Origin of the sequence: Pseudomonas syringae, assembly GCF_021605415.1 — a bacterium.
Lineage (GTDB): Bacteria > Pseudomonadota > Gammaproteobacteria > Pseudomonadales > Pseudomonadaceae > Aquipseudomonas > Aquipseudomonas syringae_S.
Map to the genome: position 1 here is coordinate 1 of NZ_WKEQ01000034.1, position 24,444 is coordinate 24,444.

Here is a 24,444-nt window from a genome sequence, read left to right on the forward strand (position 1 = left end):
TGTGAGACCTGGCAAGCCAGCTCCCACAGGTTTTTGTACCGCCCCAGCCTGTGTGGACAGCCCGGACACTGTGAGACCTGGCAAGCCAGCTCCCACAGGTTTTTGTACCGCCCCAGCCTGTGTGGACAGCCCGGACACTGTGAGACCTGGCAAGCCAGCTCCCACAGGTTTTTGTACCGCCCCAGCCTGTGTGGACGACCCGGACACTGTGAGACCTGGCAAGCCAGCTCCCACAGGTTTTGTACCAGCCCCAGCCTGTGTGGACGACCCGGACACTGTGGGAGCTGGCTTGCCAGCGATAGCAATCAGGCAGTCACCGCCGAACCTTCAGGCTTAACCACCGCCACCAACCCATCCTTCATTCGCTGTGCATCCCGGACAAAACACCGCGATGCCATAAACAGAAACACCATCGTCAAGAACAGCGCCACTGGAATCAGGTACATCGCGTCATGCAGCCCGACAGCCTTGAACGCTTCGGTCATTTCGCCAGCGCCGGCCAACAGCATTGCCGAATGGGCGAAGTGATCGGACAAACCGCCGACGACAACCGGCCCCAAACCACCGCCAAGCAGATACAACCCGGCAAAGAACAACGCCATCGCCGTGGCGCGCAAACGCGGTTCGACCACGTCCTGAATGGCGGTGTAAACGCAGGTGTAGAAGTTGTAAGCAAACAACCAGCCGACACTGAACACCGCGACGAATACACCGATCTCAATGCGCCCGGCATGCAACGCCCACGCGGTGCACAGCGTCGAGATAATCAGGCTGAACGCCGCGAACAATAGCCGCCCGTTCGCCACGCGCAGGTGAATCTTGTCAGCGATCCAGCCACCCAGGGTCAAGCCGACCAGCCCGGTAACGCCTACGATCACCCCGGTGGCTACCGCCGCTTCCTGCAACGGCATCTGGAAATAACGTTGCAGCATCGGCACCAGAAACGAGTTGCAGGCATAGGTGGCGAAGTTGAAGCACAACCCCGCCATCACCAGCCACAAAAAGGTCGGCACCGCCAGAATCCGCCGGATCGGCTTATCGACCTTCTCTTGCGAGACCTGCACGGTTTCCGCCGCGCCGCGCTTCGGTTCCTTGATGAAAAACATGAACACCGCCAGCACCAGCCCCGGCACCGCAGCGATAAAGAACGGTGCGCGCCAGCTGCCGAACGCGTGAACCATCCATCCAATGGTGAAGAACGCCAGCAACAACCCCAGGGGCAAACCGAGCATGAAAATGCCCATGGCCCGGGCGCGGCGATGGGCCGGAAACAGGTCGCCGATCAGCGAGTTGGCCGCCGGCGCGTAACTGGCTTCGCCGATGCCAATGCCCATGCGCACTATCAAAAAGGTCCAGAAACTGCCGACCAGCCCGTTGACCGCCGTCAGCGCGCTCCAAGTTGCCAGGCCCCAGCCCATCAGTTTGCGCCGCGATCCGGTGTCAGCCATACGCCCCAGCGGAAGTCCGGCGATGGCATAAACGATGGTGAATGCCGTGCCGACGATTCCCAATTGAAAGTCGCTGAGGTGCCATTCCATGCGAATCGGTTCGATGATGATCGCGGGAATGGTGCGGTCGAAGAAATTGAACAGGTTGGCCAGAAACAGCAGGAACAGAATGCGCCAGGCATTCGCCGCTTGGGTCGAGTTCTGTATGGGTCCGTCTCATTTATTGTTATTGGGGCTTCACTGCCAGCGCATCCGAGCCCGGAACCTGCAATCTAGTCAGCCGCGCGAGGCCTGTCTGTCATCATTCGTCAGCCTGATACCGGGCCATGGCACTGTAAAGAAACGTAAGCCCTTGATAAGTCGAGAGACGCCCGAAAACAGGGGCTTTTCCTGAAAAATCCGGCAATGAAAATATACTTCGCCGCCCCCCTTCCCAAGCGCTTGGCGAAGCCTAGAATAGCCGCCGGTTCCGTCCGGTTCCGCCCCCTCACCTCCTTTGATGCCTCCCCATGTCCGAAGTCAGTCCGTGTCTGAATTGCGGTGCCTGCTGTTCCCATTTCCGTGTGTCTTTTTTCTGGGGAGAATGCACCTCCGCCGGCGGCATTGTGCCCGATGAACTGGTCACCCAGATCACGCCCAGCCGCGTGGCCATGATTGGCACCGATTGCAAACCCGTGCGCTGCACCGCCCTGACCGGCGAAGTCGGCAGCACGGTGCAATGTTCGATCTATGAGAAACGCTCCAGCACCTGCCGCGAGTTCGAAGCATCGTGGGAAAGCGGCGAGCACAATGTCGATTGCGACGCCGCTCGAGCAGCCTTCGGTCTGGCGCCGCTTGAGTCGCACTGGAACGAAATCCCATATGACCAGAGCGCCTGAGCAGTCATAGCCTAAACAGCGAAAACGCACCTGTCCGGTCAGTCCTCCGCGCCTGGCGCGCGATACATTTGCACCAGTGTTGCAGGATCCTTCTGCAGAAAGCCTTGGGCCCCATGCAGGCGCATCAGTTGTGCGGCCAATCCGCTTATCGGCGTGGCCGAACCCTGTTCGCGGGAGAATTTCACGGCGGTGTCGAGATCCTTGAGCAGCGTGCGCACGTGCCACTTCACCGGTTCGAATTGGCTTTGCGCCATTTGCGGAGCGAGGATTTGCAAGGGTTTTGAATCGGCAAAACCGCCCGCCAGCGCTTCGGCGATGAGGCTGGCATCGACTCCGGATTTTTCGGCCAGCGCCACCACTTCGGCGATGACCAACGCGTTACAGGCCACGATCATCTGATTGCAGGCCTTGGTCACCTGACCGGCGCCAACCCCGCCCATGTGCGTGACGCGTTGGCCGAGACTCAGCAGCACCGGGCGCACACGCGCCAGATCCGCCACGTCACCGCCGACCATGATTGCCAGACTTCCCGCCTCGGCGCCGACCACACCACCAGACACCGGCGAATCGAGCCAGCCCATGCCGGTTTTACTCAGCAGTTCGGCGGCCATCTCCCGTGTGGAGGTGGGTTCCAGACTGGAGAAATCGACCAGCAATTGACCGCTCTTTGCACCCTCGGCAACGCCGCCCGAGCCAAACACCACCTCACGCACCACCGCCGTATCGGCCAGGCACAGCATCACCACATCGGCGTGCTCGCACAGCTCGGCAGGCGAATTCACCTGGCGGGCACCGGCCGCCACCAGCGGTGCGCATTTCTCGGGATTGCGGTTCCACACCGTCAGCGGATAGCCCGCCGCGAGCAGGCGTCGGCACATCGGCAGACCCATCAGGCCGATTCCGGCGAACCCCAACGAAGGTAGCGTTGACATCATTTAGCCTCCTTTTGATTAAAGATCGCCGAATAATGGCCGATCCTTCCTCAATCAGGAAAGGATTCCCCCGGACGATATACAGGCCACCCACCTGAAGCCGGGCCCAATACGCGCAGCAAAAAGACGCGAGATCCCATTCCGTGAGGCTCGATGAGCGCACTCGTCGAACCGACCCTGTCCAGGTACATGGCGCACAATGACTTCTAAAAATAAAACGGCCACTGCGGTATCCGATCTGACTTTGAGCCCGGCGGCCAACGCCCCCGCGTCCATGAAGCCATTGCTCCCCTCGCGTCCGCTGGGAACCCAGCAATACCTGTACTTCACCGAAACCAATACCGACCGCATCCTCGACAACCTCGACGGCTTGCGTGACCTGGTGTTCCCGCGCCCGCCGCGTCTGGAAGGCGATAACGAGCAGCACAACGATCAGGAATTTCCGTCGGTATGCCTGATCGGGCTCGGTCGGTGTGGTTCAAACATTGCGCTGGACGTGGCGGAACTGGTGTACAACGCCCGCAAGTTCTACCTCAACGAATTCAACAACGAAGATCGCCTGTCGCCGGACAAGCGCTACGCCGAAAAAGGCTACAGCCCGGCGCAGTGGATCAAGAACAACCTGCGGCTCGGCCCGAACAAGGCCAGCAAACCAGTGTTCCTCGTTGAACCGCTGGTGATGCTTGGCGACCTGGACAAGGACATCGCCGGGCGCATCCGTTTCTCGCGCAAGGGCGAAAAAAGCGGTTTCCTGCGCGATTACAGCAAAATGAAAATCATGGACTTGTCCGAAGTCCACGCCGGTGGCGCCGGTAACGCGCCGATCCTCGGCCAGTACCTGGCGAAGATCATCCTCAACAAGGACACCCAGCGCTTCTCCAGCCCTGACTGGAAAATGATCCACTCGTACTTGATCGACAGCTGCGGCATCAAGGCCAACCAGTCGCGCCTGTATTTCTCGATCTTCAGTGCCGGCGGCGGTACCGGTTCCGGCATGGCCTCGGAGTTCGGCCTGGCCCAGCAGCACTCGTACATGAACAAGACGTTCGACACCAAACCGATGGATGAGCACGACGGCAAAAGCGGTCACTCGTTTGTCTTCGAACCGATCTTCACCAGTGGCATCTGCGTGCTGCCGAACATCTCCGACCATCGCAGCGAAATGTCCGAGGCGCTGCACATCAACGCCGGACGTCTGCTGTGCAAATACCTGTCGGAGGAATGGGACTTTTCCTACAACTTCGCCAATGAAGACAGCAGCGAAGCCAGCGTCATGGGCCGTATCCGCCCATGGAACGCGATGATGCTGATCTCCAACGACATCATGCGTTACGCCGAAGAAAGCGATGACGGCAACATCCAGAACATCGATGTCAATGCGATGGAAAAACACGCCAACCAATACATCTCGCAGCAGATCTTCAACATTCTGACTGCGCAGGCCGTCACGACCGACTACGACCAGAACTATTTCCGCCGCGCGGGCATCGACATCGGCGAAACCATTCGCCTCGACGCCAACGACCTGTTCATGAGCCTCGCCGGCCCGGTGGCGATTGCCTACGCCGAATCCGTGGTGCCGGAAACCCCGCCGCCGAGCAGCGACAAATTCAAGGTGTTCGAGAAAGAGCCGCAGCGCCTGAACATTGATGACCTGTTCTTCCGCTCCATCGACCTCCCCCACTTCAACAAAGTGACGCAGGCCATCGAAGGCATCAGCCTGCTGCCGATCGAGTCCAAGCGCTATCGCGCCTCGCTGGAGCAGTACAAGAACTCCGGTTACGACGCCGCTGCGCTGCACGACCTGCACTTCTTCAAGAACTGCTCGTCGGTGGTGTCGATCGTCTCGCTGCCAAAAGACTACAAGCTGTCGTACATGGATTTGAACCGGTTGAAGACCCACCTCAACAGCCTGTTCCCCAACACCACACTCAAGCGTTACGCGCTGGTCATCGGCGCTTCGGCCAACCTGTCGCTGACCACGTTAATCGCCAAGAGCCCGTGCCTGTCGGACGATTTCCTGACCCTGATCGTGGCCTTCATCAAGCGCTGCTTCGCCAAGAACGCTTACCGCTTCGACGAAACCCTCGACAACTCGATCCTCGATTTCATCATCAACGAAGAATTCGACGAAGACCGCATCGACGATTTGCTCAACGAATTCGAAAACCCGGCGAAAATCCTCGACACCAACTGGTACGCGATCAAGCCGATGTACGAGAAGAAGTACCGCGAGTTGATTAACGACAAAGAGAAGTTTGTCTCGATCAACGACATTCGCTTGTCGCGCGATTGCGTGAAGAAGTCGATCAAGTACCTGCGTGAAATTTACCGTCACCGGATTGGCAAGACCAAGGTGATTTCGCTGAACAACCATACCGGGAAGACGTATTCGGTGTGATCCTGCACCGCGTCGCCCCTTCGCTGGCAAGCCAGCCCCACAGGTTTCGTGCCGATCATTAATATTGCGTTCGACACAGAACTTGTGGGAGTTGGCTTGCCAGCGATGAGGCCCTTCAAAGCAAAACAAAACTGACATTCCAACATCTAGAAACAATTAAGCAGCCCGCCGGCTGCTTAATAAACTGTTCCCGTTACGTTTACGTCACCGTGATGCCGGGTCCGCTTGTGGCGTTTCTCTACGGCAAGATGCCATCACGCTACTCCGCTACACACTTTCGGCCGCCTCAGTGGCGCACCGAAATGATGCGCGCATTATTGTGATGCTCTTTCCTGGATCAGAATCCATGGCGAAACCACCACTGCCCACAGCTCTGGATCCCGCTCAAAAAGATCCAGCGCCCGCGTTTCAGACAGCTTGGCGACTTTGTCTTCGGCTAGCCAGGCAGCCACTTTGGCGCCTTCATCCGATGCCACGGCCTCAGCGGCGGCGATCAAATCCAGCGACGGGTCGACCCATAACAGGGCACCCTTGGCGAAGAACGGTTCGAGCTCCTTCCAGGTAATCGATGCCGTTTCTCCAAGCAGCTTGGCATAGAGGGTGCTAGGTTCTTCATTCATGGGTTTCTGTCCGGAAAAGAAATCGACGCAAATGATAACGTCGGTAGTCCCGCAGAAAAACCCGGTTGCAAATGGCTTCACCGAACGAAAAGAGCAGGAACGCCAAGGAATGCTGCCGATTGGGGCATAACCCCACGAACGCCCCGCCGCAATTCTGTCTTTTTCATTCAAAAAAGCGACACCCTCTTGTTTTGTCCCCCGGCGCCAGCTTCCCAGTTCAACAACCGGCGCTCTACACTGTACCGGTACAGTTGTCGGGGGCATTTCCGCAGGGTATCGCCAGATATCTGACCGGTTCTGCTGCTACGGCGCCAGAACTCTAAAAAAATACAACAGTAAGAGTGGAGCACTATGACTAAGGCTACTAAGCAGATTTCCAAACTGTTTGCCGCTATGGTTCTGGCCGGGGTTGCCAGCCATTCGTTCGCTGCCGATACCATCAAGATCGGTATCGCCGGCCCTAAGACCGGCCCTGTAGCCCAATACGGCGACATGCAGTTCAGTGGCGCAAAAATGGCCATCGAGCAAATCAACGCCAAGGGCGGCGTAGATGGCAAGAAACTCGAAGCCGTTGAATACGACGATGCCTGCGATCCGAAACAAGCGGTAGCCGTTGCGAACAAGGTCGTCAACGACGGCGTCAAGTTTGTGGTCGGTCACCTGTGCTCCAGCTCCACCCAACCGGCTTCGGACATCTACGAAGACGAAGGCGTGATCATGATCACCCCGGCCGCCACCAGCCCGGACATCACCGCCCGTGGTTACAAAATGGTATTCCGTACCATCGGTCTGGACAGCGCCCAGGGCCCTGCCGCCGGTAACTACATCGCCGATCACGTGAAACCGAAAATCGTTGCTGTTCTGCACGACAAACAGCAATACGGTGAAGGCATCGCCACCGCCGTTAAGCAAACCCTCGAGAAGAAAGGCACCAAGGTTGCCGTGTTCGAAGGCATCAACGCCGGCGACAAGGACTTCTCCTCGATCATTGCCAAGCTCAAGCAAGCCAACGTCGACTTCGTCTACTACGGCGGCTACCACCCTGAGCTGGGCCTGATCCTGCGTCAGTCCGCTGAAAAAGGCCTGAAAGCCAAGTTCATGGGTCCGGAAGGCGTGGGTAACGACTCGATCTCGCAGATCGCCAAAGAAGCTTCCGAAGGTCTGCTGGTAACCCTGCCGAAATCCTTCGACCAGGATCCGGCCAACGTCGCCCTGGCTGACGCGTTCAAAGCGAAGAAAGAAGATCCGAGCGGTCCGTTTGTGTTCCCGGCCTACTCGGCTGTTCAGGTCATTGCCGGTGGTATCGAAGCCGCCAAGTCGGAAGACTCTGCCAAAGTGGCTGAAGCCATCCACGCAGGCACCTTCAAGACCCCGACCGGCGACCTGAGCTTCGACGCCAAGGGCGACCTGAAAGACTTCAAATTCGTGGTTTACGAGTGGCACTTCGGCAAACCTAAAACTGAAGCTTCGCCTCAGTAAAGCGTTGCCTGACTGACTGCCAATAAAGCCCACGGCGTGCCGTGGGCTTTGTTTTAGAACTGTATCTGGGCCGCGCTGGCGTGATCCGCCAGTCTCCCCACCTGAAAATCTCAAAACCGTCATCAGCGGTTCGCTGGCAAAACCCGGATTCGAAGTGGATATAGATCCATGGGGCCGGGCGGGAAAATGACTCCACCAGTGAAATGCGTATCAGGTTTTTAGGAGCGCTGTAATGCCTGACATCTATCACTTCTTCCAGCAGCTGGTTAATGGTCTGACCATTGGCAGCACGTATGCCTTGATTGCCATCGGCTATACGATGGTTTACGGCATCATCGGAATGATCAACTTCGCCCACGGCGAGGTGTACATGATCGGTTCCTACGTGGCGTTCATCGCCATCGCGGGGCTGACCATGATGGGACTCGACAGTGTTCCGCTGTTGATGACCGCCGCGTTCATTGCCAGCATCGTCGTCACCAGTTCGTACGGTTACAGCATCGAACGGATCGCCTACCGCCCCTTGCGCGGCAGCAACCGTCTGATCCCGCTGATTTCCGCCATCGGTATGTCGATCTTCTTGCAGAACACGGTTCTGCTCGCGCAAGACTCCAAGGACAAATCCATCCCCAACCTGATCCCGGGCAACTTTACCTTTGGGCCAGGTGGTGCACATGAAGTGCTGATTTCGTACATGCAAATCGTGGTGTTCGTGGTGACCCTGATCGCCATGCTCGGCCTGACGCTGTTCATCTCCCGCTCTCGCCTGGGCCGTGCCTGCCGCGCCTGCGCCGAAGACATCAAGATGGCCAACCTGCTCGGCATCAACACCAACAACATCATCGCCCTGACCTTCATCATCGGTGCCGCGCTCGCGGCCGTCGCGGCCGTGCTGTTGAGCATGCAATACGGCGTGATCAACCCGAACGCCGGTTTCCTCGTCGGCCTCAAAGCCTTCACCGCCGCAGTATTGGGCGGAATCGGCAGCATTCCCGGCGCCATGCTCGGCGGGTTGGTGCTTGGGGTGGCGGAAGCGTTTGGCGCCGATATCTTCGGCGACCAGTACAAGGACGTCGTAGCTTTCGGCTTGTTGGTTCTGGTGCTGTTGTTCCGTCCGACCGGCATTCTGGGCCGTCCGGAGGTTGAGAAAGTATGACTAGGAATCTTAAACAGGCGTTGTTCAGCGCCTTGCTGGTGTGGGCCGTGGCCTACCCGGTACTCGGTCTGAAACTGACTATCGTCGGCATCAACCTGGAAGTGCACAACACCAGCCCGGCCATCCTGGCGACCATCGCCATCTGCTCGGTGCTGATGTTCCTGCGCGTGTTGTTCAACCAACAGATCAGCAAGGCGTGGAAATCCTCGCCGGGCATGCCGTTGATCCCGGCCAAGGCCAGCAACTTCCTGACCCTGCCGACCACCCAACGCTACATCATCATCGCGCTGATCCTTGGCGCGCTGGTCTGGCCGTTCTTCGGCTCCCGTGGCGCGGTGGACATCGCAACGCTGATCCTGATCTACGTGATGCTCGGCCTTGGCCTGAACATCGTGGTCGGTCTGGCCGGTCTGCTCGACCTCGGTTACGTCGGCTTCTACGCCGTCGGTGCCTACAGCTACGCGCTGCTGTCGCACTACTACGGCCTGAGCTTCTGGATCTGCCTGCCGATTGCCGGCCTGATGGCGGCGACGTTCGGCTTCCTGCTGGGCTTCCCGGTATTGCGTCTGCGCGGTGACTATCTGGCAATCGTGACGCTCGGCTTCGGCGAGATCATCCGTCTGTTCCTGCGCAACCTGACCGACATCACCGGTGGTCCGAACGGTATCAGCAACATCGAGAAACCGACGTTCTTCGGCCTGACTTTCGAGCGTAAAGCGGCGGAAGGCTTGCAGACGTTCCACGAATACTTTGGTCTGCAATACAACTCGATCAACAAGGTGATCTTCCTTTACCTGGTTGCCCTGTTGCTGGCGCTGGCCGCGCTGTTTGTCATCAACCGCCTGCTGCGCATGCCGATCGGTCGTGCATGGGAAGCGCTACGTGAAGATGAAATCGCCTGCCGTGCGCTCGGTCTCAATCCAACCGTGATCAAGCTGTCCGCGTTCACCCTCGGTGCTGCATTCGCCGGTTTCGCCGGCAGCTTCTTCGCCGCCCGTCAGGGTCTGGTGACACCGGAATCGTTCACCTTCATCGAGTCGGCGATCATCCTCGCCATCGTCGTGCTGGGTGGCATGGGCTCGCAACTGGGCGTCATTCTGGCGGCCGTGGTGATGATCCTGTTGCCGGAAATGATGCGTGAGTTCAGCGAGTACCGCATGTTGATGTTCGGTGCCCTGATGGTATTGATGATGATCTGGCGTCCTCAAGGTCTGCTGCCGATGCAACGCCCACACATGGAGTTGCGAAAATGAGCCGCGAGATCCTGAAAGTTGAAAACCTGAGCATGCGCTTCGGCGGCCTGCTGGCGGTCAACGGCGTGGCCCTGACCGTCAAAGAGAAGCAGGTGGTTGCACTGATCGGGCCGAACGGCGCGGGCAAGACCACCGTGTTCAACTGCCTGACCGGTTTCTATCAGCCAACGGGTGGCAGCATCCTGCTGGACGGCGAGCCGATTCAAGGCCTGCCGGGCCACAAGATCGCCCTCAAAGGCGTAGTGCGCACCTTCCAGAACGTGCGGTTGTTCAAGGACATGACGGCGGTCGAGAACCTGTTGATCGCCCAGCACCGTCACCTGAACACCAACTTCCTGTCCGGCCTGTTCAAGACCCCGGCGTTCCGTAAAAGCGAGCGCGAGGCGATGGAATTTGCCGAGTACTGGCTGGAAAAGGTCAACCTGAAAGAGTTCGCCAACCGTACCGCCGGCACTCTGGCCTACGGTCAGCAGCGTCGCCTGGAAATCGCCCGTTGCATGATGACCCGTCCGCGGATCCTCATGCTCGACGAACCGGCCGCCGGCCTGAACCCGAAGGAAACCGAAGACCTCAAGGCGCTGATCAGCGTGCTGCGTGAAGAGCACAACGTGACCGTGCTGCTGATCGAACACGACATGAAACTGGTCATGAGCATTTCCGACCACATCGTCGTGATCAACCAGGGCACGCCTCTGGCGGACGGTACGCCGGAACAGATCCGCGATAATCCTGAAGTGATCAAAGCCTACCTGGGGGAAGCGTAAATGCTGCAGTTCGAAAACGTTTCCACCTTCTACGGCAAGATCCAGGCTCTGCACGGCGTCAACGTCGAAGTTCGTCAGGGCGAAATCGTCACGCTGATCGGCGCCAACGGTGCCGGCAAGTCCACGCTGCTGATGACGCTGTGCGGTTCGCCGCAGGCCCACAGCGGCAGCATCCGCTACATGGGTGAGGAACTCGTCGGCCAGGACTCGTCGGTGATCATGCGCAAAAGCATCGCGGTCGTGCCGGAAGGTCGTCGGGTGTTTGCCCGTCTGACCGTCGAAGAGAACCTCGCCATGGGCGGATTTTTCACCGACAAAGGCGACTATCAGGAACAGATGGACAAGGTTCTCGAACTTTTCCCACGCCTGAAAGAGCGCTTTGCCCAACGCGGTGGCACCATGTCCGGCGGCGAACAGCAAATGCTCGCGATCGGCCGTGCGCTGATGAGCAAGCCGAAACTGCTGCTGCTCGACGAGCCATCGCTGGGCCTGGCACCGATCATCATCCAGCAGATTTTCGACATCATCGAACAACTGCGCAAGGACGGTGTGACCGTGTTTCTGGTCGAGCAAAACGCCAACCAGGCCCTGAAAATCGCCGACCGCGCCTACGTTCTCGAGAACGGCCGGGTGGTAATGCAAGGCACCGGTGAAGCGCTGCTGACCGACCCGAAAGTGCGCGAGGCGTATCTGGGCGGTTGAGTCTTAGCGTTAAACAAAAACGGCCTTCGGGCCGTTTTTTTGTGCCTTATCCCTATAGAAACATGCACAGGCTGTTCTTTGGCGGCACGTACTCTCGTCATGATCGGCTATTTATAAAATCAATGGCGTTTTGAACGGTCACCATCTTTTCAGCTTCCGTCTCCGGAATTTCTATGCCGAACGCGTCCTCGAATGCCATCACCAACTCGCTTATATCCAGCGAGTCAGCCCCTAGATCTGAAATAAATCTAGAGGGGCCCTTAGCCTCCTCTATTCTCACGCCAAGAATGTCAGCCACCATATCCCGTATACGATCTGCGTTGTCCATGTCCGCACCTAACCTTTGAATCATCAATAAGCCGAAAGTCTGGAAAGTCCCGACGAGGTCTTATTCAGCTCTACCCGTTTGATAACCTGCTCCTCAGGTATCGTTGTTGCCTAATCAGAAGATAAACGCCGGAAAATGTCGTCGCTACTGTCAGAAATAACAGGTGCCTATATCAGTTCCTGATGACCAAGTAGTTTTAATAACAAAAATGCAATAAGCGGTAGAAACCAGTGTTGGCCGGTCACAGGCCAAGTGTTCTCTACGCGTTACTGTCGGAGGCGATCCAGCGCCTCGCCGCTGCGCTTGAACCAGCCAATTAAATAATCGGCGAGTACTTGCGTGCGCTTGGGCAAGCCGCCCTGATACGGATGCACCAACAGCATGGGCATGCGCCGGGTCTGATAATCGTGAAGCAACCCTTTCAATCGCCCGTCTGCCAGTTCCGCTTGCAACAGATACGACGGCAAACGGGCGATGCCAGCACCGGCCAGCGCGGCTTTTTTCAACAGGCTGTAGTGATTGCTGGCGAACGGGCCTGACACCCGCACCCGCAACAGTTCATGTTGCTGGTGATACAGCCATTCTTCGCGACCGCTGTAGTGGCTGTTGAGCAGGCAACGGTGTCCGGCCAGCGCCATCGGCGTCGTCGGCTCGCCGTGCTGTTCAAGATAAGCCGGGCTGGCGCAGGTCATTTCCTGCCACGCCAGTAATGGGCGCGCCACCAGACGCTCGTCGTTGCCGACCTCGCTACGGATCGCCAGGTCAAAACCTTCACGGGCCAGGTCGTGATAGTGATTACTCAACTCCAGTTCAATCTGCACCTCTGGATACAGCCGAGAGAACTCCAGCAGCAACCCATCGAAAAACGTTTCGCCCAATGACACCGGCACCGTCATCCGCACGGGGCCAACCATATCGTCCTTCAATCGCGCCAGAGCCTGCCGCGCCCGCTTCACCTGCTCAACCAGCGCCTGGGCCTGTGGCAACAGCGCCGCGCCGGCCGCCGTCAAGCTCAAGCGGCGGGTGGTGCGCTGCAATAACACCACGTTGAACTGCGCCTCCAATTGACTGATGCGCTTGGACAGCTGGCCTTTGCTGCAACCCAATTGTTGCGCCGCCAAAGTAAAACTGCCGGCTTCGATCAGCACCGCGAACGCCGCCAAATCATCCATTTCGCTCATGGATTGTTTCCATTTGAAAACCAAAGGTTGCCCATTAGCACGCTTATCCACCGAAAAAACCACTCTAGACTGCAACCTCGTTCAATCACTCGAGGCACAGCTCCATGAAAATCCTGTTGATCGGCGCCAGCGGCACCATTGGTTCGGCCGTGGATAAAGAACTGTCTCAGCGCCATGACGTCATCCGCATCGGCCGCAACAGCGGTGATGTCCACGTCGATATCAGCGACAGTGCCTCGATCGAAGGCATGTTCGAGAGGACGGGCAAATTCGATGCACTGATCTGCGCGGCCGGCAAAGTCACATTCGCCCCGCTGGGTGAAATGACCACCGACAGTTTCACCCTCGGCCTGAACGACAAACTGATGGGCCAGGTCAATTTGCTGCTGATTGGCCGCGAGTTCGCCAACGACGGCGCATCGTTCACCTTCACCAGCGGCGTACTCAGCCACGATCCGATTCGCAGCGGTGCTTCGGCGGCGCTGGTCAATGGCGCACTCGACAGTTTCGTGCGTTCGGCTGCGATCGAACTGCCGCGCGGTTTGCGGGTGAATTCCGTCAGCCCGACCGTGGTGCTCGAAGCCATGGGCAGCTATGCGCCGTACTTCCGAGGGTACAAGCCGGTTCGGGCGGCGGATGTGGCATTGGCCTACGCCAAGAGTGTCGAAGGGTTGCAAACCGGTCAGACATTTCACGTGGGTTGAAGATCAGAAGATCGCAGCCTGCGACAGCCGCTACAAGGAGACAGGCTGCGATCTTTTGCATTTGACGGACAGGCTGCGTAACGTGGCGGCACTTGTCTGGAGAGCCGAAGATGCGTGTTGCCCGTTCCTTGATGGTTGTTGCCCTGCTGCCGTTGTTCGCGGCCTGCCAATTGCTCGATGGCCCGCGTGAAAGCGCGTCCCATGTCGGCCAGACCCGCATGCAAGGGCAATTGATGGCCGCCGATGGCAAGCTGCTGTTTCAGCCGTGCGGCGAGCAGCGCAACCTCGTCATCAATGACATTGGCGGTACCAGCGTTTTGCAGGAAGCCGCCACACTGGCCGATGAGCAGGGCAAATTGTTTGCCGATGTGCGCGGGCGAATCGAAGGCAACAGCCTTGATCTGACGCAGCTGTACCGCGTCGAGCGCTCCGGCACTGCATGCGACGACCCCAACTTCAAGCTGTTGATACTGCGTGCCGCCGGCCATGGCCCCGAATGGAACGTCAAGGTCAGCGGCAAAGGTCTGGTCATCGACCGCGAAGGTCAACCGCCGCTCGCCGTGCCGTATGTCGAGGAACAATTGGGCGACGGACGTTTCAACCTTAGCACCGAGGCCAACAACCAGCAGATCGAACTGTGGGTGGCGCCGCAACGTTGCGTCGACACCAGCACCGGCAGCGTCCAGCACATGAGCGCCGAACTGCGCATCGACGGCAAGGTGCAGCGCGGTTGCGGCTCTTTCGGCGGCTCGCGCGACGACTGACGGTTTTAGCCTCACGGAATCCGGCGCGGCGGCTTATAATCGCCGCCTTCAAACGCCCTGGCGCAGTTGTGCGCCCCGCGAACCTGGATCCCGCCATGTTACGAATCACCGAACTCAAGTTGCCGATCGACCATCCCGAAGAAGACCTGCGCATTGCCATCGTGCAACGCCTGGGCATCGCCAGCGATGATCTGCTCGATTTCACTTTGTTCAAGCGCAGTTACGACGCGCGCAAAAAATCCTCTGAACTGTGCTTTATCTACACCATCGACCTCAACGTCAGCGATGAGGCCAAGGTGTTGAGCAAGTTCGCCGACGACCGTAACGTCAACGTGGCGCCGGATGTCAGCTACAAGTTCGTCGGTCACGCCCCGGCCGATCATGGCGAGCGCCCGATCGTGGTCGGCTTCGGCCCCTGCGGGATTTTCGCCGGCCTGTTGCTGGCGCAAATGGGCTTCAAGCCAATCATCCTCGAACGCGGCACCGAAGTGCGCCAGCGCACCAAAGACACCTGGGGCCTGTGGCGTAAAAGCGTGCTCAATCCCGAGTCCAACGTGCAGTTCGGCGAAGGCGGCGCGGGCACGTTCTCCGACGGCAAGCTGTATAGCCAGATCAAAGATCCGAAATTCCTCGGCCGCAAAGTCTTGCACGAATTCGTCAAGGCTGGCGCACCGGAAGAAATCCTCTACGTCAGCAAACCGCACATCGGTACGTTCCGCCTGACCGGCATGGTTGAAGCCATGCGCGAAGAAATCCGTGCGCTGGGCGGCGAAGTACGCTTCCAGGAGCGCGTCAGCGACGTGCAGATTGAAGACGGCCAACTGGTCGGCGTCGAACTGGCGAGCGGCGAAATCCTCAAGTCTAAACATGTCGTTCTGGCTCTCGGCCACAGCGCGCGCGACACCTTCCGCATGTTGCACAGCCGGGGCGTGTTCATGGAAGCCAAGCCGTTCTCGGTAGGTTTCCGCATCGAACACCCGCAGTCGCTGATCGACCGCGCGCGGCTGGGCAAATACGCCGGCCACCCGAAACTTGGTGCCGCCGACTACAAACTGGTGCACCACGCCAAAAACGGCCGCTCGGTCTACAGCTTCTGCATGTGCCCGGGCGGCACCGTGGTGGCGGCGACGTCCGAGCCGAACCGTGTCGTCACCAACGGCATGAGCCAATACTCGCGTAACGAGCGCAACGCCAACTCCGGCATCGTCGTCGGCATCACACCGGAAGTCGATTACCCGGGTGGTCCGCTGGCCGGAATCGAGTTGCAAGAACGTCTGGAATCCCACGCGTTCATCCTCGGCGGCAGCGATTACAAAGCGCCGGCGCAATTGGTTGGCGACTTTATCAACGACATTCCTTCAACCGAACTGGGCGAAGTCGAGCCCTCGTACAAACCGGGCGTGGCGTTGGGCGATCTGGCCTTGGCCCTGCCGGACTTCGCCATCGAGGCGATCCGCGAGGCACTGCCGGCGTTCGAAAAGCAGATTCGTGGTTATTCGCTGCACGACGCGGTATTGACCGGGATTGAGACGCGCACCTCGTCGCCGCTGCGCATCACCCGGGACGCGTCGCTGCAAAGCATGAACGTGAAGGGCTTGTTTCCGGCGGGAGAAGGCGCGGGTTATGCGGGCGGGATTCTGTCGGCCGGCGTTGACGGGATTCGGATTGCCGAAGCTGTGGCGCGGGACATTCTTGGCCTGGATGCCTGAGTTTCAAGATCAAAAGATCGCAGCCTGCGACAGCGCCTACAGAGATTAAGGTTCATCCTGTAAGCGCTCTCGCGGCTGCGATCTTTTTGCTTTCAGATATTGGCGCGCAGAACGCTGGTCGGCAAAGGTTCACCGCGCTCGGCACTCGCCGCTACCGCCGCCATCAACCCGCTCAACTCATACCCCTGCGCGGTGAGCCACGCCTGATCGTAATAGGTGTCGGCATAGCGCTCGCCGCCATCGCACAGAATCGCCACGATCGACCCCGACTCCCCCGCCGCTTTCATCTGTTGCGCCGCCATCAGCGCACCAATGAGATTGGTGCCGCTCGATCCGCCGACATGCCGTCCCAGCCGCCCGGCCAGATAATGCATGGCCGCCAACGACAAGGCGTCTGGCACCTTGACCATCGCATCGATCACCTTGGGCAGGAACGACGCTTCCACACGTGGTCGGCCGATGCCTTCGATTCTCGAGCCATGATCCAGGCGCAGACTGGCGTCCCCGGTCTGGTAATAATCAAAGAACACCGAACGTTCGGCATCGGCGCACAACACGCGGGTGCAATGCTGGCGATAGCGCACGTAGCGCCCGAGTGTTGCCGTAGTGCCGCCCGTGCCGGGGCTGGAAATCAGCCAGCTCGGTTGCGGGTGCTGCTCATAGCGCATCTGTTGGAAAATTGATTCGGCAATGTTGTTGTTCGCCCGCCAGTCGGTAGCGCGCTCGGCGTAGGTGAACTGGTCGATGAAGTGACCGTCGTGTTCCTTGGCCAGGCGCTCGGATTCGGCGTAGATCTGTGTCGGATCTTTCACCAGATGGCTTTGCCCGCCGTAAAACGCGATCTGGGCAATTTTTTCCCTGGAGGTGGTTGCCGGCATTACCGCAATGAACGGCAATCCCAGCATCCGCGCGAAATACGCCTCGGAAATCGCCGTGGAACCGCTGGACGCTTCGATCACCGGCGCGCCGGGCTTCAGCCAGCCATTACACAGTGCGTAAAGGAACAATGAACGCGCCAGCCGATGTTTGAGACTACCAGTGGGGTGGCTGGATTCATCCTTGAAATACAACTCGATGCCCGGAAAACCCGGGAGCGGTAAAGGGATCAGGTGGGTGTCGGCGCTGCGCTGGAAGTCCGCTTCAATGATGCGAATGGCCTCGCGGGCCCACTGTCGGTTGTCGCTCATGGCTGGTTTCTCGTTGAATCGCAAGGCTGTCAGCCTCAAAGGAAGGCTCGTCCTGAAGCTTAGGAAAAAACCTACATCCCGGACAGGCACAGCTGGGGTTAAATACGTCGGGCAACTGCTAGGCTCACTCTGCCTCCGAAGCTTGGCGCGATGTAACGACATATAACAAAAAAGAATATAACTTTTGTTTTAACAACTAACGGTACGGGTTAGGGTGTGCCACCTATTTGACTCATCGATGGAGAGCGACCTTGCCTCTGCGAAGCAATTTCACACGTTTCTTTCAGCTGGAAGCTGCCAGCGGTCTATTACTGATCGCCGCGGCCATTCTCGCCCTGGTCATGAACAACTCGCCGCTGTCCTGGCTGTACGAAGGGCTGCTCGACACCCCTGTCGTGGCACAGGTAGGCGCGTTGAAGATCGCCAAACCCTTGCTGCTGTGGATCAACGACGGCCTCATGGCGTTGTTTTTCCTGCTGATCGGCCTGGAGGTCAAGCGCGAGGTGCTCGATGGGCAGTTGTCGAAACCGTCGCAGATCGTCTTGCCCGGCGCAGCGGCCATCGGCGGCATGATAGTGCCGGCGCTGATCTACTGGTTTCTAAACCGCGATAACCCGCCAGCCCTCGCCGGCTGGGCCATTCCCACCGCAACCGACATCGCCTTCGCCCTTGGTGTACTCGCCCTGCTGGGCAAGCGAGTGCCTGCATCGCTTAAGCTGTTCCTGATGACCCTGGCCATCATCGACGACCTCGGCGCCATCGTGATCATCGCGATTTTCTACTCGGGCGCGCTGTCGACCCTGTCCTTGGGACTCGCCGCAGCGTGTATCGCCGCACTGGTGGCCATGAACCGACTGGGCGTGGTGAAGCTCGGGCCGTACATGATCATCGGACTCATCCTCTGGGTGTGCGTACTCAAAAGTGGTGTCCACGCGACATTGGCCGGCGTGACCCTGGCGTTCTGCATTCCGCTGCGCACAAAAAATGCCGAGCCTTCGCCGCTGCTCAGCCTTGAACATGCCCTGCATCCGTGGGTCGCGTTCGGCATCCTGCCACTGTTCGCCTTCGCCAACGCCGGCCTGTCTCTGAGCGGCGTGACCGTCGAAAGCTTCACCCACTACGTCCCGATGGGTATCGCCATCGGCCTGCTCTTGGGCAAGACTGTCGGCGTCTTCGGCCTGACCTGGCTCGCGGTCAAAGCCGGCATCGCCGCCCTGCCCCAAGGCGCCAACTGGGGCCAGGTGCTCGGCGTGGCGATCCTTTGCGGCATCGGCTTCACCATGAGCCTGTTCGTCGGTTCACTCGCCTTCGAACCCGGCAGCAGCGAATACGCGGGGATGGATCGCATGGGGATCCTGACCGGCTCGATTCTGGCGGCGTTTATCGGTTATGCGGTGACGGCGGCGGCGAGTCGCAAGCCCTCTGCCTTGCCGTCCTGATAAACAGAGAACAATCCTCACGCCATTACCGACGCGTCCTACAGCTACGATTTGCCCATTTCGTTAACGTCGTGCAACCCCTACCGAGGGGTTGCCGACGCATGAACGAAAGGACAGTCAGTGGCTGGAAAAAAGGATATTCCCCGGGTTGCCAATCCACCGTCGGGGGACGGGCATTACGTGACTCATCGCTACATGACGGCCACCGAGCTGGCGGAGCGTGACGCCAGGCAAGAAGCATACGACGCGATGTTGGCACGGCAAGATGCCTTCGAGCGTGGTCGTGAAGTCAGCGCGAAAAAAGAAGTGGCTGCGCGCGCCGGATGTGTTTTCGCCAAGACCTGCAACTTGCCGGACGCGATCATTGATTACTCGAATCCCTCGGGCATGGTGCCGACCGATAGCCTGAAAGATTACGGCGATCTGATTCTGCTTGGCGCCCGCGAGGTCGATGAACGCGGTGGCATGCCATTAAAGAAAATCGGCGCCACGGCTATCCCGGTGGGCTTGGGCGGTTTCGCGCTGGCGGGCTCGGCAATCGGGTCATTGCCAGCCGCCGCTATCGGTGCTGCAACCGCTCCTCTGGCGGTACTGGTTGGGCTGCTCATGCCATCGAACCTCGGTGACAGCGCGCTTTACACCGACGATCAACTGCAAACCCTCAAACAAGCCCGCACGCGTGTTCGCCTGCGCGTCGAGCTGCAGACCGACGGCAGCCTCAAAGGTTATGGCTTTTACACGGGAACAAACCGTGGCTGGGAAATGGTCGACGTCGTGGGATTCGACGAACACGACAATCAATTCGTGGCGGATCTGGGCGACGGCATCGAACTGATCTGGACACCCGCCGTCGACGGCTCTGACATCCTCGGCATCCCAGCTCTCGACGCTGCACCGCAAGCGCCGCACATTTGGGTTTATCCGCCGACGAAAGCGGCGGATACCATGCTGGTGAATCCAGTGTATCCGCCGGATTACAAGGATTTCATTCTTGTATTTCCGGTGGGATCGGGAGTCAGGCCGGTTTATGTTGTGCAGAACAAGCCAGCCGACCATAAATACCATGACGATCCTGAAACACTTCCCGCTTTCTCTGATACGAAAAGGGTCAAATCAAAGGCATCAGTGCAAGGTGGCGGTAAACGAAGGGCACGCTGGCTTGACAAGAAAGGACGAATATATGAGTGGGATTCAAAAAGTGGTGCCGTGGAAATTTACGACAAATTAGGGATTCACCTAGGTGAGTTTAATCACATAACGGGTGAGCGAACCAAGCCAGCGAAACCGGGCAGAATAACCCCAAGATAGTTTTTTAATGAGAGAGTAAAGATGCGCTACCTATCCATTACTGGCTTTTTTCCCGATGAAAAAAAAGATGATTCGTTGCAGTTTGAACTCAATATCAAAGACTACGAGTTGAACCAGGCACTGGCACAACTCACCGAATCGAAATCCCTGGAAGAGCTGGAGCCAGGCGAACTTGAAATGAGCGAGAGTCAAGTGATTAGTGCTGAAAAGCTACTCAACACCAACTTCCCTAAAGGTCTTGAATATTTCATCGGCACCCGTGCCGCATAGAAGTAACAACTCATTAGAGCGCGTTCCTTGTAGGAGCTACCGAAGGCTGAAATCTTTTGATTCTGGCGTTGCGCCGAAACCCTGATCAAATAAAAAACCCCGACCAGCTTCACCTGATCGGGGTTTTCTTTTACCCATTTCGCCGCTTAGTGCGAAACGCGGCTCGTCCCGCCAACAGTCGAAATCCGCACCCGCTCGCCCACGCGGAACACTTCATTCTCCTGAACCTGCTGCACGTAGGCGCGCATGCTGCCGTCGTCTTCGCGGACGGTGATTTCCACGCCTTGGGTGCGGGTCAGGCCTTCTTCGGTGGCCGAACCCAGCAAGCCGCCGGCCACTGCGCCGATGACTGCGGCAACGATGCTGCCTTTACCGCCGCCGATTGCGCTGCCGCCAACACCGCCGACCACTGCGCCCGCTGCGCCGCCGATCGGCGTTTTGGTGCCTTCGATCTTCACTGGGCGCAGGGATTCGATGGTACCCATGCGAATCGTCTGCACGCGACGCGCTTCGTCACGGGAGTAGGAGTCACCGGTGAGGCTCGATTGGCAGCCGGTGAGCAACATCGCCATCGTGGAAAAGGAAGCAACCAGCAGAACAGACTTACGCATAGCATCAACTCCAAAGGACAGGTATTCATTAAACTCCGCAGCTTGACGCCTGTCACGACGCCGCCCGGATAAAGTTGCTTTCATTCAGGCCCGGTACAGGCGCCTGCAAAGTCCTCCAACAGTAGCGCCAAATGGCCGATCTTGCGCCATCGACCTCGGGATTTTTCATGGATGACTGTTGGCTGAGTGTCGCTGCGCCGGCTCTCCCGGTCGGTAGACTGCTTAGGGTGCCAGACGTTCAAGAATCCAGTCGGCGCCCTGCACGCGGTAGTTGAGGCGGTCATGCAGACGGCTCGAACGGCCCTGCCAGAATTCGATACGCTCCGGCAGCAAGCGATAGCCGCCCCAGTGCTCCGGGCAATGCGGCTGGGTGTCGGTGAAACGTTGTTCGGTCGCCTTGAGCAAATCTTCCAGCTCACCACGTCCATTAATGACACGGCTTTGCGGTGAAGCCCAGGCGCCGAGGCGGCTGCCCAGCGGCCGAACCTGATAGTAAGCATCGGACTCCGCCGGCGTGACCTTTACCACCCGCCCTTCGATGCGCACCTGGCGCTCGAGCGTCGGCCAGAAAAACGTCATGGCGGCAAACGGATTGGCCGCCAGTTGCTGGCCTTTGGCGCTGTCGTAATTGGTGAAGAAAGTGAAACCCTGCGCGTCCAGGCCTTTGAGCAGCAGAATGCGGCAATGCGGACGTCCATCCGCATCAACCGTGGCCAGGGTCATGGCGTTGGCTTCCACCGGCGCCTGTTCGGTTTTCACCGCGTCGGCGAACCACTGGTGGAACAGCGCGAACGGCTCGGCCGGGGCTTGCGCCTCGGTCAGGCCGTCGCGGGTGTAGTCGCGACGCATATCAGCCAGAGCCTGGGTCATGGCGCAGTCCTTTTCGTTAGCGAATCACTTCTTGGTGGTATCGGTCGCGGCGACTTTCTTGTCAGTCGTGGCGGCTTTGGCCGGCGTGGTTTTCTTCGCCGGGGTCTTGGCCGGAGCCTTCTTCGCAGGTGCCTTGGCAGCAGCTTTCTTGGCCGGTGCTTTTTTCGCGGCCGGTACGGCGGCTTTCTTCGCGGCAGGCGCCGGCGTGACGGGTTTGGCGACTGGTTTGACGTCTTGTGCAGCCACCATCGTCACGGGCTTCGGCGCAGGCATGTTGTACTTGCTCAGCAGCGCAACCATGGTGTTTTGCGGAGTCACCATCATTTCGACACGGCGGTTGAGGGCGCGACCTTCAACACTGTCGTTGGCCGCACGCGGGGCTTCGGAACCCATGCCACGCAGCATCAGGCGATCACGTTGCAGACCGCTGAGGCGAAAAATCGCCGCAATCGCCTGAGCACGTTCCTGGCTCAGCTTGACGTTGGCCGGTGCGGAACCGGAGGTGTCGCTGTGTCCGAGCACCAGCACGGCGGTTTTCGGGTCAGCCTCAAGGATTTTGGCTACACGGGTGAACGGGCCGAGAGTGACCGGCAGCAACATGGCCGGGCGATCCGGGTTGAACGAGCCTTCGACAGGCGCGGTCACGACCAACACATTTTCGCGACGCTCAAGTTGCAGGTTGCTGCCCTTGACCGCTTCGCGCAGGCGCGGCTCGTAATCGTCGAGCCAGGCCTGAGTGACTTTAGGATCCGGCATTGGCACGGCTTTGGCGGCGCTCTGATCCTTGCTGCCGAATGGCCACCACCATTTGCCGCCTGCACCGGCATCCGCCTTCGCAACGGCAACCGGTTTGGCTTCGGGTTTCGTGTCGGATTTTACGTCAGCCTTGGCGGAAGTGTCGTCGGAACCAAACGGCCAGTACCAGTGGCTGCTGCTTTCAGTCTTGGCTACGGGCTCGGTAGCGGCCGGCTTCAGCGGCGCGGGGGCCGACTCTTTGGCGGCGACTTTGTCGGAAGAACCGAACGGCCACCAGCTACCGCCGTCCGCGTCGTTTTTCGGGGTCTGTGCACAACCGGTGATTGCAAAACACAGAGCCAGGGCGAAGGTTTTTTTAGATGACATTGAAAATCCACAAAATAAAGTAATGAAAAATCAGAGCTCATTCGCCCGGATAAACAGACGCTTTGAATCGAAAAACGGTATCTGGTTCCGGCCCTGGAACCCTGCACAGTGCTTTACAGACAAGTGGCAAGTACCCGCGCGAGGTTTTGCGCGCGCGGATCCATCAATACGTAGGGCCCGAGTGTGTTTGTCACAAAACCGAACGCGACATCGTGTTCCGGATCAGCAAAGCCGATGGAACCGCCCGCCCCCGGATGCCCGAACGCCCGTGGGCCGAGGCCGTAGGTGGCATTTGGCACGTCGGGCTGGTCGAGCATGCAGCCCAGGCCAAAACGGGTGCGGGTCAACAGGGTTTTGTCTTCGCCGAGGCTGTGCTCGCGGGTCAGCTCGTCGAGCATTTCGCTTTCCAGCAGGCTGCCGTCGAGCAGACCGGCATAGAACCCGGCCAGGCTGCGCGCGTTACCGTGGCCATTGGCAGCCGGTTGCTGCATGCGCCGCCATTCCGGTTTGTTGGTGCTGGTCAGCACCGACGGCGGATTGGTGAAGGCGCGGGTGGTCATCGCGGTGGGCTCGCGCATAGTCACCTGCAACAGGCGTTGGGCAGCGGCGTCGCCGGTATTGCCCTTGCCCCGGGCAATGTGCGCAACGCGATGAAATTCTTCGTCGGCCAAGCCAACGTGGAAATCCAGGCCCAAAGGCTTGGCGATGCGGGCGCCGATGGATTCACCCGGCCCACGGCCGTCAGCCCGGCGCAGTAATTCGCCGACCAGCCAGCCGTAGGTGATCGCGGCATAACCGTGGCCTTCGCCCGGCGTCCACCACGGCGCTTCGGCGGCAAGCGCGTCGACCATGGTTTGCCAATCGTAAAGGGCTTCGGGTGCGAGCAATTCGCGCAAGGCCGGCAGACCGGCCTGATGGCAGAGCAGGTGACGCAGGGTGACGGATTCTTTGCCGGCGGCAGCAAATTCCGGCCAGTAGCCGGCGACCGGGGCGTCCAGTTGCAGCTTGCCTTCGGCCACCAGTTGCAACGCAGTGACGGCGGTAAAGGTTTTGGTGCATGAAAACAGGTTGGCGATGGTGTCGCTGTGCCAGGCCTCGGCGCCGTCCTTGTCGGCGGTGCCAGACCAGAGGTCGAGAACGGTTTCGCCGCCGACCTGAATGCACAAGGCTGCGCCGCGTTCCTGAGGCTCGTCGAACAGTGCAGCGAAGGCTTCGCGCACCGGTTCGAATTGAAGCTCGTAATGACCCTGAATCTGCACTCGCAACTCCCCGCGAAAACGCTCTACAAAGTGGCCCGCATTGTTCCAGCCCGAGAGGG

The 24,444-nt window shown here is 59.0% G+C and carries 23 protein-coding genes; 13 read left to right on the forward strand and 10 right to left on the reverse strand.

The genetic code is table 11. The features are described 5' to 3' along the window. Positions 1 to 305: 305 nt before the first annotated feature. Positions 306 to 1,655 carry a spinster family MFS transporter gene (locus tag GIW69_RS20820; RefSeq protein ID WP_236484721.1) on the reverse strand — a complete coding sequence of 450 codons (1,350 nt, stop codon included), beginning with the start codon at positions 1,653 to 1,655 and terminating at the stop codon, positions 306 to 308. 302 nt (positions 1,656 to 1,957) lie between these two features. Between GIW69_RS20820 and GIW69_RS20825 the strand changes: the two genes are divergently transcribed. Beyond that, complete coding sequence (locus tag GIW69_RS20825; RefSeq protein WP_236484669.1) at positions 1,958 to 2,326, forward strand: YkgJ family cysteine cluster protein; 369 nt, start codon at positions 1,958 to 1,960, stop codon at positions 2,324 to 2,326. Positions 2,327 to 2,364: 38 nt separating this feature from the next. On the opposite strand, the gene GIW69_RS20830 is transcribed toward GIW69_RS20825, so the two are convergent. Then, complete coding sequence (locus GIW69_RS20830) at positions 2,365 to 3,261, reverse strand: NAD(P)-dependent oxidoreductase (protein ID WP_236484670.1); 897 nt, start codon at positions 3,259 to 3,261, stop codon at positions 2,365 to 2,367. A 196-nt stretch (positions 3,262 to 3,457) separates the two neighbouring features. On the opposite strand from GIW69_RS20830, the gene GIW69_RS20835 reads away from it, so the two are divergent. Then, a complete protein-coding gene (locus GIW69_RS20835; RefSeq protein ID WP_236484671.1) occupies positions 3,458 to 5,659 on the forward strand; it encodes a hypothetical protein in 2,202 nt (733 codons plus the stop codon). A 314-nt stretch (positions 5,660 to 5,973) separates the two neighbouring features. Here GIW69_RS20835 and GIW69_RS20840 read toward each other — a convergent pair whose 3' ends face one another. Next, complete coding sequence (locus GIW69_RS20840) at positions 5,974 to 6,279, reverse strand: DUF2288 domain-containing protein (RefSeq protein ID WP_236484722.1); 306 nt, start codon at positions 6,277 to 6,279, stop codon at positions 5,974 to 5,976. A gap of 351 nt (positions 6,280 to 6,630) precedes the next feature. On the opposite strand from GIW69_RS20840, the gene GIW69_RS20845 reads away from it, so the two are divergent. The 5 genes from GIW69_RS20845 (at position 6,631) to GIW69_RS20865 (ending at position 11,633) form a co-directional block, all read left to right on the forward strand. Continuing rightward, positions 6,631 to 7,758 (forward strand): branched-chain amino acid ABC transporter substrate-binding protein, encoded by a 1,128-nt coding sequence (locus tag GIW69_RS20845; protein ID WP_236484672.1) that lies wholly within the window; start codon positions 6,631 to 6,633, stop codon positions 7,756 to 7,758. Positions 7,759 to 7,990: 232 nt separating this feature from the next. After that, positions 7,991 to 8,914, forward strand: a complete 924-nt coding sequence (gene livH / locus GIW69_RS20850) for a high-affinity branched-chain amino acid ABC transporter permease LivH (protein WP_236484673.1) — start codon at positions 7,991 to 7,993, stop codon at positions 8,912 to 8,914. Then, positions 8,911 to 10,167: a high-affinity branched-chain amino acid ABC transporter permease LivM gene (locus GIW69_RS20855; RefSeq protein ID WP_236484674.1), complete on the forward strand. Its 1,257-nt coding sequence runs from the start codon at positions 8,911 to 8,913 to the stop codon at positions 10,165 to 10,167. The genes livH and GIW69_RS20855 overlap by 4 nt, the downstream gene beginning before the upstream one ends. Continuing rightward, positions 10,164 to 10,931: a high-affinity branched-chain amino acid ABC transporter ATP-binding protein LivG gene (gene livG / locus GIW69_RS20860; RefSeq protein WP_007918535.1), complete on the forward strand. Its 768-nt coding sequence runs from the start codon at positions 10,164 to 10,166 to the stop codon at positions 10,929 to 10,931. The genes GIW69_RS20855 and livG overlap by 4 nt, the downstream gene beginning before the upstream one ends. Beyond that, positions 10,932 to 11,633 carry an ABC transporter ATP-binding protein gene (locus tag GIW69_RS20865; protein ID WP_236484675.1) on the forward strand — a complete coding sequence of 234 codons (702 nt, stop codon included), beginning with the start codon at positions 10,932 to 10,934 and terminating at the stop codon, positions 11,631 to 11,633. It begins immediately after the preceding gene. A 97-nt stretch (positions 11,634 to 11,730) separates the two neighbouring features. Here GIW69_RS20865 and acpP read toward each other — a convergent pair whose 3' ends face one another. Then, positions 11,731 to 11,961 (reverse strand): acyl carrier protein, encoded by a 231-nt coding sequence (acpP, locus tag GIW69_RS20870; protein WP_236484676.1) that lies wholly within the window; start codon positions 11,959 to 11,961, stop codon positions 11,731 to 11,733. 266 nt (positions 11,962 to 12,227) lie between these two features. Beyond that, on the reverse strand, positions 12,228 to 13,142 hold the full coding sequence (locus GIW69_RS20875) for a LysR family transcriptional regulator (protein WP_236484677.1): 915 nt from the start codon (positions 13,140 to 13,142) through the stop codon (positions 12,228 to 12,230). 104 nt (positions 13,143 to 13,246) lie between these two features. On the opposite strand from GIW69_RS20875, the gene GIW69_RS20880 reads away from it, so the two are divergent. From GIW69_RS20880 to GIW69_RS20890, 3 genes are all read left to right on the forward strand, one after another. Beyond that, positions 13,247 to 13,846: a short chain dehydrogenase gene (locus GIW69_RS20880; RefSeq protein WP_236484678.1), complete on the forward strand. Its 600-nt coding sequence runs from the start codon at positions 13,247 to 13,249 to the stop codon at positions 13,844 to 13,846. Positions 13,847 to 13,956: 110 nt separating this feature from the next. Then, on the forward strand, positions 13,957 to 14,610 hold the full coding sequence (locus GIW69_RS20885; RefSeq protein ID WP_236484679.1) for a hypothetical protein: 654 nt from the start codon (positions 13,957 to 13,959) through the stop codon (positions 14,608 to 14,610). 95 nt (positions 14,611 to 14,705) lie between these two features. Further along, on the forward strand, positions 14,706 to 16,319 hold the full coding sequence (locus tag GIW69_RS20890; RefSeq protein WP_236484680.1) for an NAD(P)/FAD-dependent oxidoreductase: 1,614 nt from the start codon (positions 14,706 to 14,708) through the stop codon (positions 16,317 to 16,319). 92 nt (positions 16,320 to 16,411) lie between these two features. On the opposite strand, the gene GIW69_RS20895 is transcribed toward GIW69_RS20890, so the two are convergent. Further along, on the reverse strand, positions 16,412 to 17,506 hold the full coding sequence (locus tag GIW69_RS20895) for a PLP-dependent cysteine synthase family protein (protein ID WP_236484681.1): 1,095 nt from the start codon (positions 17,504 to 17,506) through the stop codon (positions 16,412 to 16,414). 251 nt (positions 17,507 to 17,757) lie between these two features. On the opposite strand from GIW69_RS20895, the gene nhaA reads away from it, so the two are divergent. From nhaA to GIW69_RS20910, 3 genes are all read left to right on the forward strand, one after another. After that, positions 17,758 to 18,945, forward strand: a complete 1,188-nt coding sequence (gene nhaA, locus GIW69_RS20900; RefSeq protein WP_236484682.1) for a Na+/H+ antiporter NhaA — start codon at positions 17,758 to 17,760, stop codon at positions 18,943 to 18,945. Positions 18,946 to 19,065: 120 nt separating this feature from the next. Continuing rightward, positions 19,066 to 20,253: an S-type pyocin domain-containing protein gene (locus GIW69_RS20905; protein WP_236484683.1), complete on the forward strand. Its 1,188-nt coding sequence runs from the start codon at positions 19,066 to 19,068 to the stop codon at positions 20,251 to 20,253. 21 nt (positions 20,254 to 20,274) lie between these two features. Next, a complete protein-coding gene (locus GIW69_RS20910; protein ID WP_236484684.1) occupies positions 20,275 to 20,523 on the forward strand; it encodes a pyocin S6 family toxin immunity protein in 249 nt (82 codons plus the stop codon). A 146-nt stretch (positions 20,524 to 20,669) separates the two neighbouring features. Here GIW69_RS20910 and GIW69_RS20915 read toward each other — a convergent pair whose 3' ends face one another. The 4 genes from GIW69_RS20915 to GIW69_RS20930 all read right to left on the reverse strand — a co-directional run bounded on the left by GIW69_RS20915 (position 20,670) and on the right by GIW69_RS20930 (position 24,385). After that, positions 20,670 to 21,134 carry an outer membrane lipoprotein gene (locus GIW69_RS20915; RefSeq protein ID WP_016771369.1) on the reverse strand — a complete coding sequence of 155 codons (465 nt, stop codon included), beginning with the start codon at positions 21,132 to 21,134 and terminating at the stop codon, positions 20,670 to 20,672. A 222-nt stretch (positions 21,135 to 21,356) separates the two neighbouring features. Next, the gene (pdxH, locus tag GIW69_RS20920; RefSeq protein WP_236484685.1) at positions 21,357 to 22,004 is read right to left on the reverse strand and encodes a pyridoxamine 5'-phosphate oxidase; all 648 of its coding nucleotides are present in this window, start codon (positions 22,002 to 22,004) and stop codon (positions 21,357 to 21,359) included. Between the two features lie 24 nt (positions 22,005 to 22,028). Continuing rightward, positions 22,029 to 23,126, reverse strand: coding sequence for an OmpA family protein (locus GIW69_RS20925; RefSeq protein ID WP_236484686.1), 1,098 nt, complete (start codon positions 23,124 to 23,126; stop codon positions 22,029 to 22,031). Between the two features lie 113 nt (positions 23,127 to 23,239). Beyond that, positions 23,240 to 24,385 (reverse strand): serine hydrolase domain-containing protein, encoded by a 1,146-nt coding sequence (locus tag GIW69_RS20930; RefSeq protein WP_236484687.1) that lies wholly within the window; start codon positions 24,383 to 24,385, stop codon positions 23,240 to 23,242. Positions 24,386 to 24,444: the final 59 nt, after the last annotated feature.

Excerpts from the sequence above, each read along its gene's own strand:
- acpP (WP_236484676.1), bottom strand. The coding sequence starts at position 11,961 with ATGGACAACGCAGATCGTATACGGGATATGGTGGCTGACATTCTTGGC.
- GIW69_RS20865 (WP_236484675.1), top strand. The coding sequence starts at position 10,932 with ATGCTGCAGTTCGAAAACGTTTCCACCTTCTACGGCAAGATCCAGGCT.
- GIW69_RS20915 (WP_016771369.1), bottom strand. The coding sequence starts at position 21,134 with ATGCGTAAGTCTGTTCTGCTGGTTGCTTCCTTTTCCACGATGGCGATG.
- GIW69_RS20840 (WP_236484722.1), bottom strand. The coding sequence starts at position 6,279 with ATGAATGAAGAACCTAGCACCCTCTATGCCAAGCTGCTTGGAGAAACG.
- GIW69_RS20855 (WP_236484674.1), top strand. The coding sequence starts at position 8,911 with ATGACTAGGAATCTTAAACAGGCGTTGTTCAGCGCCTTGCTGGTGTGG.
- livH (WP_236484673.1), top strand. The coding sequence starts at position 7,991 with ATGCCTGACATCTATCACTTCTTCCAGCAGCTGGTTAATGGTCTGACC.
- GIW69_RS20910 (WP_236484684.1), top strand. The coding sequence starts at position 20,275 with ATGCGCTACCTATCCATTACTGGCTTTTTTCCCGATGAAAAAAAAGAT.
- GIW69_RS20885 (WP_236484679.1), top strand. The coding sequence starts at position 13,957 with ATGCGTGTTGCCCGTTCCTTGATGGTTGTTGCCCTGCTGCCGTTGTTC.
- GIW69_RS20890 (WP_236484680.1), top strand. The coding sequence starts at position 14,706 with ATGTTACGAATCACCGAACTCAAGTTGCCGATCGACCATCCCGAAGAA.
- pdxH (WP_236484685.1), bottom strand. The coding sequence starts at position 22,004 with ATGACCCAGGCTCTGGCTGATATGCGTCGCGACTACACCCGCGACGGC.
- livG (WP_007918535.1), top strand. The coding sequence starts at position 10,164 with ATGAGCCGCGAGATCCTGAAAGTTGAAAACCTGAGCATGCGCTTCGGC.
- GIW69_RS20835 (WP_236484671.1), top strand. The coding sequence starts at position 3,458 with ATGACTTCTAAAAATAAAACGGCCACTGCGGTATCCGATCTGACTTTG.
- GIW69_RS20925 (WP_236484686.1), bottom strand. The coding sequence starts at position 23,126 with ATGTCATCTAAAAAAACCTTCGCCCTGGCTCTGTGTTTTGCAATCACC.
- GIW69_RS20825 (WP_236484669.1), top strand. The coding sequence starts at position 1,958 with ATGTCCGAAGTCAGTCCGTGTCTGAATTGCGGTGCCTGCTGTTCCCAT.
- GIW69_RS20875 (WP_236484677.1), bottom strand. The coding sequence starts at position 13,142 with ATGAGCGAAATGGATGATTTGGCGGCGTTCGCGGTGCTGATCGAAGCC.
- GIW69_RS20845 (WP_236484672.1), top strand. The coding sequence starts at position 6,631 with ATGACTAAGGCTACTAAGCAGATTTCCAAACTGTTTGCCGCTATGGTT.
- GIW69_RS20880 (WP_236484678.1), top strand. The coding sequence starts at position 13,247 with ATGAAAATCCTGTTGATCGGCGCCAGCGGCACCATTGGTTCGGCCGTG.
- GIW69_RS20895 (WP_236484681.1), bottom strand. The coding sequence starts at position 17,506 with ATGAGCGACAACCGACAGTGGGCCCGCGAGGCCATTCGCATCATTGAA.
- GIW69_RS20830 (WP_236484670.1), bottom strand. The coding sequence starts at position 3,261 with ATGATGTCAACGCTACCTTCGTTGGGGTTCGCCGGAATCGGCCTGATG.